Source organism: Streptomyces sp. 840.1 (assembly GCF_003751445.1).
In the GTDB taxonomy this organism is placed as follows: domain Bacteria; phylum Actinomycetota; class Actinomycetes; order Streptomycetales; family Streptomycetaceae; genus Streptomyces.
Window position 1 is genome coordinate 5,330,603 of sequence record NZ_RJUU01000001.1, and the last position, 12,776, is coordinate 5,343,378.

General features: G+C 71.8%; 9 protein-coding genes. 3 read left to right on the plus strand and 6 right to left on the minus strand.

From position 1 onward, the window contains the following. Positions 1-643: 643 nt before the first annotated feature. From EDD93_RS24440 to EDD93_RS24450, 3 genes are all read left to right on the plus strand, one after another. Positions 644-1,552, plus strand: coding sequence for a helix-turn-helix transcriptional regulator (locus EDD93_RS24440; protein WP_123527184.1), 909 nt, complete (start codon positions 644-646; stop codon positions 1,550-1,552). A 289-nt stretch (positions 1,553-1,841) separates the two neighbouring features. Further along, positions 1,842-3,185: a helix-turn-helix domain-containing protein gene (locus EDD93_RS24445; RefSeq protein WP_260255845.1), complete on the plus strand. Its 1,344-nt coding sequence runs from the start codon at positions 1,842-1,844 to the stop codon at positions 3,183-3,185. Between the two features lie 189 nt (positions 3,186-3,374). Beyond that, a complete protein-coding gene (locus EDD93_RS24450; protein WP_123527186.1) occupies positions 3,375-4,628 on the plus strand; it encodes an FAD-dependent monooxygenase in 1,254 nt (417 codons plus the stop codon). A gap of 74 nt (positions 4,629-4,702) precedes the next feature. Here EDD93_RS24450 and EDD93_RS24455 read toward each other — a convergent pair whose 3' ends face one another. The 6 genes from EDD93_RS24455 to EDD93_RS24480 form a co-directional block, all read right to left on the minus strand. After that, the gene (locus EDD93_RS24455) at positions 4,703-5,431 is read right to left on the minus strand and encodes an ABC transporter ATP-binding protein (protein WP_123527187.1); all 729 of its coding nucleotides are present in this window, start codon (positions 5,429-5,431) and stop codon (positions 4,703-4,705) included. A gap of 11 nt (positions 5,432-5,442) precedes the next feature. Further along, positions 5,443-6,291 (minus strand): ABC transporter ATP-binding protein, encoded by an 849-nt coding sequence (locus EDD93_RS24460; RefSeq protein ID WP_123527188.1) that lies wholly within the window; start codon positions 6,289-6,291, stop codon positions 5,443-5,445. After that, positions 6,288-8,327, minus strand: coding sequence for an ABC transporter permease subunit (locus EDD93_RS24465; RefSeq protein ID WP_123527189.1), 2,040 nt, complete (start codon positions 8,325-8,327; stop codon positions 6,288-6,290). The genes EDD93_RS24460 and EDD93_RS24465 overlap by 4 nt, the downstream gene beginning before the upstream one ends. A gap of 1 nt (position 8,328) precedes the next feature. Next, positions 8,329-9,531: an ABC transporter substrate-binding protein gene (locus EDD93_RS24470; RefSeq protein WP_123527190.1), complete on the minus strand. Its 1,203-nt coding sequence runs from the start codon at positions 9,529-9,531 to the stop codon at positions 8,329-8,331. 97 nt (positions 9,532-9,628) lie between these two features. Further along, a complete protein-coding gene (locus EDD93_RS24475) occupies positions 9,629-10,033 on the minus strand; it encodes a roadblock/LC7 domain-containing protein (RefSeq protein WP_123527191.1) in 405 nt (134 codons plus the stop codon). After that, positions 10,030-12,480 carry a nitrate- and nitrite sensing domain-containing protein gene (locus EDD93_RS24480; protein ID WP_123527192.1) on the minus strand — a complete coding sequence of 817 codons (2,451 nt, stop codon included), beginning with the start codon at positions 12,478-12,480 and terminating at the stop codon, positions 10,030-10,032. The genes EDD93_RS24475 and EDD93_RS24480 overlap by 4 nt, the downstream gene beginning before the upstream one ends. Positions 12,481-12,776: the final 296 nt, after the last annotated feature.

Consider the following 12,776-nt stretch of genomic DNA (forward strand, 5'->3'; position numbering starts at 1 on the left):
TACACGGGAGATGGCGTTTCATGATGTCCGTACTCCGTAGTGCCGGGATAACCGGTTCTGTGGGCCGGGGCCGCCGGGGCGGCCTGCGGATGGCATGGTGCGGGCGCGCGGCCCGGCGGTTCGCGGGGCCGGCGGCAGGGAACGGCGGGAGGCGCGGCACGACCGTGCGACGGGCGGGGGCATCACACGCTCCGCGGGGCGCGATCGGCCGACCGGAACGGGCCGACGGCTCTGCGCCGTAGGGCGTGTCCGCCGTCGGCGGCGGGCGCGCACGGGCAGCCGGTGCGCGACGGGCCAGCCGGCCTCCGGCGGGCGGCGGGGCGAGCTCTCAGAACCTCGCAGCGATGATTCGCTGCGTGGTTGCTCGTAGGGTGGCCCATCGCGGAAGTCCTTGTAGTGGAGACGATCGACGCCAGACCACTCGGAACGGGTTCGAAGTGGCCTGTGTTTCTACTGAGGTTTCTGCCGAGTTGGAGTATGGCCCTGGATCTTTCCCGGTGTAACGCTCACTGAGTAAGTGTCCGCATGAGCGTTGCGTGTGCGGGCGCGGCGGCAGCGCGATCCTGGTGCCGCACGGTAACTTCCTTGTGGCTGTTACGCGTCGGCGGGGAGGCCGGGGCGGCATGTCCAAGGGGGTAGTGCCATGACCGAAGGGATGACGGTGCCGGCCGGGGCTGCGGATCCCGCCGCAGGAATGGGACCGGTCACACGACGGCGGCAGCTCGGAGTCCGGCTGCTCGCCCTGCGCGGCACCTGCGGACTGTCGGCCGAGGAGGCGGGCGAGCGCGCAGGGGTGTCGAAGGCGACGGTCAGCCGGTACGAGCGGGCCAAGGGGAATGTGCGGTGGAACCAGGTCGACCAGCTCTGCCGCGCGTACGGTGCCTCGGACGAGGAGCGTCAGCGCCTCGTCGAGCTGGCCAAGAACAGCAGGGACACCGAGGTCTGGGGGATCCCGTTCGCCGCGAAGCTCCCGGACCGGATGCGGATGCTGCTCGCGCTGGAGAACGAGGCGTCGTGCATCAGGCACCACACCGTGGGCGTGGTGCCCGGCCTGCTCCAGACGCCGAGATACGCCCAGGCGATCAAGGCCACCCCCGGGAACACCTTCCCGCCGCAGGACCTCCAGGAGTTCCTGCGGATCCGCATGCTGCGTCAGCGCATCCTGGACCGCGCGACGCCGCCGGCCTACCACGTCGTCCTGGACGAGGCGGTCCTCCGGCGCAGGGTCGGGAGCGGTGAGGTCATGGCGGCCCAGCTCGACCATCTGCTCGCCCGGGGACGGCAGCCGAACATCAGCGTCCAGGTGCTGCCGTTCTCCGCGGGTGCGTACAGCGCCGCCCTCAGCACGTTCACCGTCTTCGGCGGCCCCGACCCGTCCCTGGACGTCGTCTTCCTGGAGAACCAGACCGGTTCGCTGTTCCTGGAGGAGCCCCTGGCGTTGAAGCAGTACGCCGAGGCGACGGCCTTCCTGCGCCAGGAGGCGCTGGACACGACCGCCTCCGCCGAACTGATCGCCGAGGCGAGCGCGACACACCTGCGCAACCGGAAGTAGCGAGGAAGGTGTGCATGGCCCGACAGCTTCACGCCCCGGCATGGGAAGAGTTCACCGCATCCCCGCGCGGCGACGGCCCTCAACCCCGCTGACCTGCAGCCCTGTTCGCCGGAGCCTGCCCCGCAGCAGTGGCGGAGGAGGTCAACACCCCTCCGTGACAGCCCCGATCACAGGGCCCCTGCCGGAATCGCCGCGCCCGGTCTCCTGGTTACAGTATTCAGTCCGAGCAGGACATGGCCGGGGCAGGATCAGCCGCATCGGCCGATGATGATGCAGACAGTCCGCAACCGTGGCAGCTGTCCGCATCACCGCGCCGATGGAAGAGGAAATGCCGCAGAAGCCGAAGCTCCTGGACGACACCGAGTCCGCACGCGCCTGGTGGGGCAAGGAACTCCGTAACTGGCGGAACGTCAGATCGCTCTCCTCGAAGGGGCTGGGGAAGAGAGTCCACCTCAGCGGCACGATGATCGAACGCATCGAGAAGAACGAGCGCCTGTGCGACGCCGGGCTGGCCCGCAGGCTCGACGACGCCCTGGAAGCCGGTGGAGCCCTGCGACGGCTGTGGCGCCTGGTCGAGGAGGAGGCCGCCGGGCGGTCCGACGATGCGGACAGCTCCGTTCCGGTGCACCGCCCGGCCGGAAGGGCCGGGCAGGCCGATTGGGTGTTAGACGGGTATCCGCCCGGCCTCATCGACCCGGGGCGTGGCGAATCCCCCTCGGTCGTCCGCCCCGAGGACATCGCCCAAGTGCTCGCCGCCGCCTCGGTCATCGCCGAGTGGGACAACCTCTACGGGGGCGGCGGCATCGTGCGCAGCTCCCTGTACGGCCAACTTCTCTGGGCGCGGGGCCTCCTCGCCGCCGATTACCCGTCCGCGCTGGAGGCGGACCTGTTCGCCGCGGTCGGCCGGCTGTCCGTGGTGCTGGGGGCGAGTGCCTTCGACGCGCACGAGCACGAGGATGCGACCCGGCTCCTGCGGTTCGGCCGCTGGTGCGCCGAACGTGCCGATGACTGGCACCTGCGGGCGGCCGCCCTCAACTGGCTTGCCCGGCAGTCCATTTGGTGCGGCATGCCGGACGAGGGGCTCACCCACGCGGAGGACGGGCTGGTGCGCGCGGACCGCCTCACGCCCCGGGAACAGGCCATGCTGCACAACGCCCGTGCCCGAGCATGGGCGAAGATGCGGCGCCCCGGCCAGGCCCTGGCCGCCATCAGCCGCTCCGACGAGGTCTTCGGACCGGCCAGGGAGAACGAGGACGTCGTCTGGATGAGCTTCTACGACGACGCACAGCACCACGGCGACACCGGGCACGCCGCCTTCGATCTGGCCCTGCTCTCCGGGCAGTCGCCCGCGGAGGCGACGGCCAGGCTCACGAAGGCGATGGACGGGTACACCGACGCCTATGTGCGCTCACGCGCGCTCTGCGGCACCAAGCTCGCCACACTGATCATGGCGACGGGCGACCCGGGGGAGGCCCTGACGGTGGCTCACCGGGCCCTGGACGAGCTGGGGCGCCTGCGCTCGAACCGTGCGGTCGAGGACGTGATGGACCTGTCCAAGGAGTGCCGGCGGCACGCCGACGACGCGGAAGTCGTCGCACTGCGTGAACGGATCGCGGCCGCCGTCCGCTCGTGACCGCCCCACGCGGCGGGCCGGTGTGCGCGCGGCTCACCGGCCGACGGCCGCTGGATAGGATTCCCTCCGTGCCCTGACCTACCGAAACAGCACAACGAGCCTCAGTGCTTGTGGATTTCCGACCGGTCGCGCCGACGTGGCAGAGCCCCCGAACGGCGGCCGGAACGCCAAGTGAGTGGAGTACCAGTCATGCGTGGAGGCAGCATCGCCGTGGTCGGCGGCAGCATAGCGGGGTGTGCCGCGGCCCTGGCCGCGTCGCGCGGGGGAGCCGGCGAGGTCACCGTCTTCGAACGTGCGGACGCCGAACTCCGCGACAGGGGCGTGGGCATCGCCCTTCACAGCGACCGCTACGACGAGCTGAGGGACGCCGGGTACGTGGCCCCCGAGATGCCCTGGGCGCCGCTGGACCGGCGGGTGTGGAGCGTACGGGAGGGCGACGCGGAGCACGGCCGGTCCGTCGGCGAGCAGCCGTTCCCCTTCCGGGCCTACAACTGGGGTTCGCTGTGGAGCGAGTTGCGCCGCCGGGTGCCCGAGGACGTCACCTACCGGTCCGGCTCCGTGGTCTCCGCCGTGCAGCCGGACCCGGACGGTGTGATGCTGCGTCTGGCCGACGGCCACGAGCAGCGCTTCGACGTCGTGATCGGTGCCGACGGCTACCGCTCCGTCGTCCGCGAGGCCATGTTTCCCGGCACCGGGGCGACGTACGCCGGATACATCGGCTGGCGCGGCACCTCGCCGGACGTCGACGGGCTCCCCTCGGACGGCCTGTCCGCGCACAACGTCGTCTTCCCCGGCGGCCACTGCATGATCTACCGCATCCCGGACGGCACCGGCGGGCACCGGCTCAACTGGGTGCTCTACACCGTGCCCCCGCAGACCGACGCCCTCCAGGCCGACCTGCGGACGCCCACCTCGCTGCCGCCGGGCCGCCTGAACGCCGAACTCACCGCACACCTGCGTGCCCTGGTCGCGGACAACTTCCCGCCGTACTGGGCGGCCAGGGTCCTGAGTACACCCGCCGAGACCACCTTCATCCAGCCGATCTACGACCTGGAGGTGCCGCACTACACCTCGGGCCGGATGCTGCTCGTCGGTGACGCGGCCAGCGTCGCCCGGCCGCACATCGGCGGCGGCAGCGTGAAGGCGCTCCAGGACGCCACCGCCCTGGAGGCCGCCTGGCTGGCCGGGGACAGCTGGAAAGAGGTTCTGGAACGGTACGACTCCGGCCGTGGCGCCGTCGGGGCGGCCATGGTCGCGCTCGCCCGGAGGATGGGCAGCGCACAGGTCGAGAACACACCGGACTGGTCCGCCATGGAACAGCCGCAGTTCGACGCCTGGTGGCAGGACCAGAACAGCGGCTCCGACCGGCGCAGCGGCTTCGGCGGCCACAGCATGAAGGCAGGACAGGCCGGACAGGCAGGACAGGCAGGACAGGCCGGCTAGGACGGCTGGTCCTGAGCGTTACGGGGGCGGTGACGGCACACGGTCACCGTCCCCGGACGCGCCCGGGACCGTCCTCAGGGGGCCGTCGGCACCAGTTCGAGCGCGGCATGCAGGGCACCCGCATCGGCACGCGCGTCCGCGCCCTCAAGACGGAGCGTGGTCCTCCCCGACGTGAGCACCGTGAGCGTGTCGGCGCACTCGGCGGCCTGCGCCGGGCTGGGGGACACCAGCAGTACGGCGATGCCCTCGCCGGCCAGCGTGGTGACCAGCTCGTGGACCTGACGGACGAGGGCGGGCGCGAGGCCCTCGGTCGGCTCGTCGAGCAGCAGCACGCTCGGTGAGCCGAGCAGCGCGCGGGCCAGGGCGAGCATCTGCTGCTCGCCGCCGGACAGGTCCGCCCCCCGGTTGCCCCGGCGCTCGCCCAGCCGGGGAAGTAGCTCAAGCACCCGGGCGGGCGTCCACACGCTCGGGCGCGTGGTGTCGCCCCGGCGCGGCGGGCGGTAGGACAGCCGCAGGTGTTCGGCGACGGTGAGTCCGGCGAAGACCCTGCGGCCCTGGGGCACGAGGCCGATCCCGGCACGGGCGATCCGGTGCGCGGGCCGGCCCGTCAGGTCCCGGCCGTCGAGCCGTACGGTGCCGGCCCCGGGCCGCATCAGACCGGCCACGGTGTGGACGAGGGTGGTCTTGCCCGCGCCGTTGTGGCCGACGACGGCGTGGACGCTGCCGGCGGGCACCGCCAGGTCGACCCCGTGCAGGACGGTGCCGCCGTGGTAGCCCGCGGTCAGTCCGGTGAGTTCGAGCATCGTGGGCCGGGTCATCCTCTCGCGTCGGTGGTGGACGGCCCGGCGACAGCGGCGCCGGATTCCGCCGCCTCGTCCCGTGCCCGGCCCGCCGCGCCGGTGTTGTGGTAGGCGTCGCGGACCTCGGGATGGGCGAGCGCCTCCCGGGTCGGCCCCGTGACCAGGACCCGCCCGGCCGCCAGCACGGTGACCGACGTGGCCAGTTGGGCGACGACCTCGACGTGGTGCTCGACCAGGATGATCGCGACGCTGTCCGGCAGACCGCCCAGGATGCCGAGGAGCCGGCCGATGTCACCGTCGGTCAGACCGGCTGCGGGCTCGTCCAGGAGGAGCAGCCGCGGGTCCCCGGCCAGCGCGGCAGCGAGGTCGAGCATGCGGCGCTGCCCGTGGGAGAGCGTGGCGGCCGGCCGGTGCGCGAGGTCCGCGAGGCCGACGGTCTCCAGATGACGGACCGCGGACTCGGTGTGCAGCCGGTAGCGGGACGGGCTGCGCCAGGCACCCCGGCGCTTCGGGTGGTGCGGCCAGCCGGCCAGTACCACGTTGTCCAGCACCGTCAGCTCGGAGATCACCGTCGGCTGCTGGAAGCTGCGGGCGATGCCGAGACGGCTGCGCCTGGCGGTGGCCGTCCGGGTGATGTCCGTGCCGTTCAGTGCGATGGTGCCGTGGTCGGCCCTGTCCGTACCCGCGATGAGGTTGAGCAGCGTGGTCTTGCCGGCGCCGTTGGGGCCGATGACGGCGTGCCGGGCTCCTGCGGGGAGCCGCAGGCTGACGTCGTCCACGGCGGTGAGGCTGCCGTAACTGCGCCTGAGATGGGCGAGATCCAGCACCGGGGGCGGCGGTGCCGCGGTCTTCGCGGACGTCATGATGAGACCTTCCCGGCGGCGGGCGGGGCGGATGCGGGCGTGGTGGTGGCCGGGTTCCGGCCGTCCGGCGCCGGCCCGCCCCGGCCGGGTCCGCCGAGCAGGCCGGCCAGGCCCCGGGGCAGCAGGTACACGGCGGCGATGAACAGCGCACCGAGCAGCAGCGGCCCGTGGCCGGGCCACGAACCGGCGACCCAGTCCCGGGTGAAGACGATGAGTCCGGCTCCCAGCAGAGCGCCGATCACCGAGGTGGTGCCGCCGATGACGGTCGCCAGCAGTGCGAACGCGGCGATCTCGAATCCGACGTCGGCGGGGGAGAGGTACTGCTGGACGCTGACCATCAGCGAGCCGCCGACCCCGGCCAGTGCGCCGGCGCAGACGTGTGCCACCAGCAGGTAGCGCCCCACGGGGTGCCCCGAGGCGCGCATCCGCGCCTCGGCGCCCCGGGTGCCGGTCAGCAGCTTCCCGGCCGGCGAGCGCAGCACCAGCAGCGTGACGGCGACGGCGACGACGGCGACGACGAGCGCGTAGTTGTACAGGTCGCTCTCGTCGGTCATCCCCTCACCGCCCCACAGCGCCAGGGTGGACGGGAATCCGACGAGACCGTCGGCGCCACCGGTGACGGACTTGACCTGGTTGATGACCGCGCCGGTCAGCTCACCGACGGCAAGCGTGATCATCAGCACGGTGGTGCCGCGGGCCCGGATCACGGCGGGCCCCGTCACCGCCGAGAACACCGCTGCGGCGAGCGCCGAGAGGACGATCTGGACGGGGCCCACCGTCCACCCCGCGTCCGCGAGGTTCGCGGTGGCGTACGCGCCCACGGCGAACGGCGCGGTCTGCCCGAGCGTGGGCAGCCCGGCGTAGCCGGTGAGGATGGTGACGCTGACCGCGAGGAGCCCCAGCGCCAGCGCGGAGCCGGCCAGCGAGATGCTGTACGAGTCGAGGATCGATGGCAGGGCGATCAGCAGCGCGAGCAGCACGAGCAGGGGAGCGGCCTGCCGCCACGCGGCCCCGCGCACCGGCCGGGCAGGCGCGGTCACAGTGGCGGCCCCGGTCACAGTCGCGGCCTCGGTCGCCGTCGCGGTGGCGGTCCGGCGCGCTCTCAGCCGTGCGGCGAGGTGGCGGCGCAGCCGGGCGACCGGGTCCGGGTCGGGGTCCTGCGGGCCGTGCGCCGTCGCCGGCTCCGCGAAGCGGGAGCGGAACACCAGCACGGCCGCCATCGCGGCGAAGAGCAGGTACGGGGCCAGGTCCGGCAGCACCGAGACGCCGAGGGTCTGCACCTCGCCGACGACGATCGCCGCCGCGACCGTCGCCCACAGCGAGCGCAGCCCGCCGAGGACGACGACCACGAGGGACAGCATGAGCACGTTCTCGGACGTCCCCGGCCCGGGGCCGATGATCGGTGCCCCGAGGACTCCCGCCGCCCCGGCCAGCGCCCCCGCCACCGCGAGGACGCCGGTGTGCACCGCCCGGGGGCTGCGGCCGGTCGCGGCGAGCATCTGCGGATCGTCGGCACAGGCCCGTGCCGCAGCCCCCACCCGGGTCCGGGTCAGCACCCACGTACCGAGCCCCGCCAGCAGCAGGGCCATCACGATGAAGCAGAGCCGGTAGGCGGGGTAGCGGTGGCCCAGCAGCCGCACCGAGGTGTCGAGTGCCTCGGGGACGCGTACCGGGAGCTCGTCCGCCCCGAAGAGCTGGATGAGCAGATCACCGCCGACGAGCGCGATCCCGAACGTCAGCAGTGCCTGAGCGAGATGCCCACGACGGGCGAGCGGGACCGTCGCGGCGGACAGCCCCGCCCCGGCGAGGCCCGCCGCCGCGGTTCCGGCGGCCAGCCCGAGGACGAGGCCGCCCCAGGTCCCGTCGCTCAGCTCGGCGCCCGTGTAGGCGCCGATCGCGTACAGCGTGCCGTGCGACAGGTTGAGCACGCCCGCGGTGCCGAACGCGAGACTCAGGCCGGCGGAGACCACGAACAGCAGCAGCCCGTAGGCCACGCCGTCCACCGCCGGCACGAGGTGGGCATCAAGAAGCTCCATGTCAGCCGCCGAGCGTCGCCAGGTCCTGGACCATGACGTTGGCCAGCTGGTTGCCGTCCGGCCGCACCTGACGCAGGTACCAGGTCTGCACCGGCGAGTGCGCCTTCTCGCTGAACTCCCAGGCGCCGCGCGGACTGTCGATCTGGCCCAGGCCGGAGATCGCCTTGTTGATGGTCTGCGACGTCACGTCACCGTCCTTCGCCGCGTCGGCGATCGCCTTGTCCAGCACGGCGGCCGCGTCGTAGGACGACATCGCGTACGTGGTCGGCTGGGTGTCGTACTCGGCCGTCCAGTCGGCGGCGAACTTGCGGTTGGCCGCGTTGTCGAGGTCGGGGGCGTAGTTCAGGACCGAGTAGATGTCCTTCGCCGCCTTGCCCTGCGCCTGAAGGACACTGCCCTCGGTGACGAACGCCGTGTACAGCGGCAGGTCGGCGATGTCGGACTGCGCGTACTGCTTGGCGAAGTCGATCGCGGCCTTGCCCGCGTAGAAGCAGTACACCGCCTTGGCGTCGGTCTTGGCGATGTCGGCGAAGTACGGCATGAAGTTGGTCGTCTTCGGGAACGGCGTCCAGGTGGTCTTGCCGTCGGGGTTGGCGAGCTTGCCCTTGATCCGCTTGAACTCCTCGGTGAAGCCGCGCAGTTCGTCGTAACCGCCCTGGTAGTCCGGGCCGATCGCGTAGACCGGTCCGTCCACCTTCTCCTTGACGTACGGGGCGATGGCCTTGCCCGGTTCGTCGGACATGAAGCTCGTCGTCCACACGTACTCGAGGTCCTTCACGGGCGGCCGGGCGTTCGACCCCAGGAACGGGATCTTGGCCTGGTCGACCAGCGGCAGCACCGCGTTGACCGAGCCACCGCTGACGAGGCCCGTCAGTACGTCGACCTTGTCCTTCTTGACCAGCTTGGTGGCGGCGGGAACGGCGGTCGGGGGACCGTCGCCCTCGTCCGCCACGACGAGCTCGACCTTGCGCCCGCCGAGCTTGTTGTCATGCGTCTTCAGATAGAGCTCGAAGCCGGCTCGCAGGTCCGTTCCGACCGGCTTGTAGGTACCGGACAGCGAGGCCACCAGGCCGACCTTCACCGTGTCGCCGCCGGAGCCGCTGTCGCTGCTGCACCCGCTGACGGCTGCCAGGCCGAGGGCGAGGGCGGCAGCGCACACCGGCCGGAGTCTGCGGTGACGTGGGCTGGATATACCGAAGAACATGAGGGCTCTCATCGCGAGGAGTGGGCAGAACGGGATGACTCGGCCGCCGAGCGGAGCGGACGGACGTGTCGGGGTGGCGGTGGGGGGCCGCCGGTACTCAGTGCGTGGGCGAGATGCTCGGGGCGCGGACGTGGGGAGACAGCGCGTCACCGACCTGGTTGATCAGTTCGGACATCATGTAGCTGACCTCGCCGATGTCCGCGTCCCTGGTGGTGGTCACCAGGAGTGAGGCGCCGCTGGAGACGGCCATCGAGAACATGTAGCCGCCCTCCATCGCGGTGAGGCTGTGCTCGACGGGGTCCGTGTTCGTCAACTGGGCTGCGGCGGAGAGCAGGTTGACGACGCCGGAGGCGATGGCCGCCAGCCGGTCGGCGTCGTCACGCTCCACACCGGTGTAGGCCAGTGCGAGTCCGTCCACGGACACGGCTATCGCCTGGGTGACCTCCGGAATGCGTCCGGCGAAGTCGCTCAGGATCCAGCTCAGGTCGGTGGGTGAGGTCATTTCTTGGTCCGTTCGGTGTTGTCGTCGGTGGCGGGACGCCCGCGGGTGTTCGTACTCCGGTTGATCCCCTGGGCGTAGGCCGCGAGGACGTCGGATACCTGCCGGGAGTCCCGGCGGCGGGGCGACGGCCGCGGTGCGGCGGCGCCGGACCGCTGATCGGTGCCGCCCCGTTTGCCCAGGCTGGGCCACTGCTGGGGCGTGTTGCGCTGCCTCAGGGGCAGGCCGGACGAGCTGACTCCCGCGACACGTGAGACCGGCTCGTCATGCACGGGATGCGGAGCCGGCGTGGTGGCGCGCCCGCGCCCGCCGGTGGCGGAACCCGCGTCGTGGGCGCCGGCGGACGAGGCGTCCCCGTCGCCCGGATGGCCGGACCTCGCCGCGCCCGAGGGGGCACCGCCCGTCCGGGCGCCGGCACCCGCGCCGACGGGCCGGACCGGCCGGCCGGCCACGTCGCCCTGCTGCCTGCGGCCCGGCTGTCCGAGTGCGCCGACCGGACGCGGCGCCTCGTAGCGGACGTCGTCGCGACGTTCCCCGCCCGGCGAGCCCGGTGCCGTCTCCTGCGGGATCTCGGTCAGCACGTTCGCCGGCAGGGTGACCTCGGCGATGGTGCCGGGGCCGGAGGAGTCGCGCAGTTCGACAACGATGCCGTGACGCGCCGAGAGCCGTGCCACCACGTGCAGACCCATGGACCGGACGTCCCCGATGCCTGCCTGCGGCTCGCGCAGCGCGGCGTTGTGGACGGCCCGGCGTTCGGGCGTGATCCCCACTCCCTCGTCGACGATCTGCACGACGGCCCGGTCCCACAGCCGCCACACGGCGACCCCGACCTGCGCGTCGGGAGGCGAGAACCGGGTCGCGTTGTCGAGGAGTTCGGCCAGGATGTGCGCCACGTCGTGCACGGCACGGGCGGCGATGCCGATACCCGCTTCGATGACGCCGAGGGACACTCGGTCGAATCGCTCGATCTGCTGGGCCGCCGCCACGATGACCGTGGAGCAGCCGATGTCGGCCGAACGCACCCGGGCGTTCCCGTAACCACCCAGGACCAGAAGGTTGTTGGTGTTGCGCTCCATGCGGATGGCGAGGTGGTCGAGGGCGAAGAGCGTCTGCATGCGGTCGGGGTCGGCCTCGTCGCGCTGCACCGTGTCGAGCTCGGACACCATGACGCTGGTCAGCTGTGCGCCCCTTCGGGCCACGCGGACCAGGGTCTCCGCGAACTGCTCGTGCACCCGGGCCTGCTGGGCGGCGAGCCGGACGGCCTCGTGATGGACGGCGTTGAACGCCTCGCCGACCTCACCGATCTCGTCCCCGCCCGTGGTCTTGACCGGGTTGCCCGACCGCTCGGCGACCTGTTCGGGCGTGGAGCCGCTCAGCGCGCCCGGCCGGGACAGCTCGCTCATCACGGCGGGGAGCGCGGTGTGGGCCACCTCGTGCGCGGCGTTGCGCAGATCGCGCAGCCGCCGGATCATGACGCGCCCCAGACGGACGGCGACGACGACGACGCCCACGAGAGTCAGCAGCACCAGGGCGACCTCGGCACCGGCGGTCCACAGGAGCCTGGTGCGCTCCTTGGAGACCGTCACGATGACGGACGCGTCGATCCGCTTCTCCACCGAACGCAGCAGCGTCTGGCGGTCGTCGGAGGCCTTCTGCCACTCCTGGGGGGTGACGTCGATGTCCTTGCTGGTGCCCGTACGCCCGATCCGGTCCTCCAGCTCGCGGGCTGCCAGCGCCTTCGGGCCGGAGAGCGTGCGCTCCAGCCAGGTCCGCCACTCGGCGGGGCCGAGGCCGAACATGGCGCCGGTCGACTCCGTGTAGCCCAGCCGGCTGGCGTCGAAGGTGCGTTGCGAGGCGATGGTGAAGCCGCCTGCGGCCTGCGCCCTCATCACGGTGACCTGCTGCTGCGCCGTGTGCTCGGCCGCCTCGGACAGGGCTGCGGCGGCGCGGATGCGGTCCGCGATGTCGGCGTCGACCCCGTCGGCCTGCGCGATGCCGTCGCGGTAGCCGTTGAGGTCGGCGATGACGATCCGGTAGCCGAAGGCGAGCGCGGAGATGGTCGTGCTGCCCGAGCGCACCTGGGCACGCAGGGCGGGCATCTCTTCCACGAAGCGCTGGATCCGGGTCAGTGCGGTCCGGGCGCTGCCGGGCACCTCGGACAGCTGACCGGTCCTGCTGTTGAAGGCGGTGATGCTCTTGTCGGTGGCGTTGGAACTCTTCAGGAACGCGTCCGCTGATCCCTGTCCGGAGACCAGCGCGGTGGCGGTGGCCCGCTCCCGCTGTAACTGATGGGTCAGATCACCCGCGGCGGCGGCGACATCGACCATCTCCGTCAGCCGGTCGGCCTGGAGCGCCTGGGTGGTCGCCGGGGCGAGGGCGAGGACCGAGAAGGTGACCGCGACCGTGAGGGGCGCGGTGACGAGCAGGACAAGACGACGATTGATTTTCACTGCGCGGCTCCATCACCGGAACCGGTGCTGAGTATCGGTGACACACAGATACCTGTTAACGGGGTGTGGGGGTATTGGTAGGGACGTTGGTGCAGCGTGTGCACAGTTGCAGTTGGGACAAGCGGGGCGGGCGGGACCCCGGTGGCGCGGCTTGATCCTATGCCGTGGCACGCAACTACCGACGCGTACATCGGCGAAAGTTTGCGCTCACGCAGCAATACGGAAGCGGCCCAACTCGATCGTAATTGTTCAGAAGATGCACCCCGCGAGCACAAGCGGAATCTCATCAGAGCTTC

Bases quoted from the DNA above. Each gene is read 5' to 3' on its own strand.
- EDD93_RS24475 (WP_123527191.1), bottom strand. From the start codon at position 10,033: ATGACCTCACCCACCGACCTGAGCTGGATCCTGAGCGACTTCGCCGGA.
- EDD93_RS24470 (WP_123527190.1), bottom strand. From the start codon at position 9,531: ATGTTCTTCGGTATATCCAGCCCACGTCACCGCAGACTCCGGCCGGTG.
- EDD93_RS24465 (WP_123527189.1), bottom strand. From the start codon at position 8,327: ATGGAGCTTCTTGATGCCCACCTCGTGCCGGCGGTGGACGGCGTGGCC.
- EDD93_RS24455 (WP_123527187.1), bottom strand. From the start codon at position 5,431: ATGCTCGAACTCACCGGACTGACCGCGGGCTACCACGGCGGCACCGTC.
- EDD93_RS24440 (WP_123527184.1), top strand. From the start codon at position 644: ATGACCGAAGGGATGACGGTGCCGGCCGGGGCTGCGGATCCCGCCGCA.
- EDD93_RS24460 (WP_123527188.1), bottom strand. From the start codon at position 6,291: ATGACGTCCGCGAAGACCGCGGCACCGCCGCCCCCGGTGCTGGATCTC.
- EDD93_RS24450 (WP_123527186.1), top strand. From the start codon at position 3,375: ATGCGTGGAGGCAGCATCGCCGTGGTCGGCGGCAGCATAGCGGGGTGT.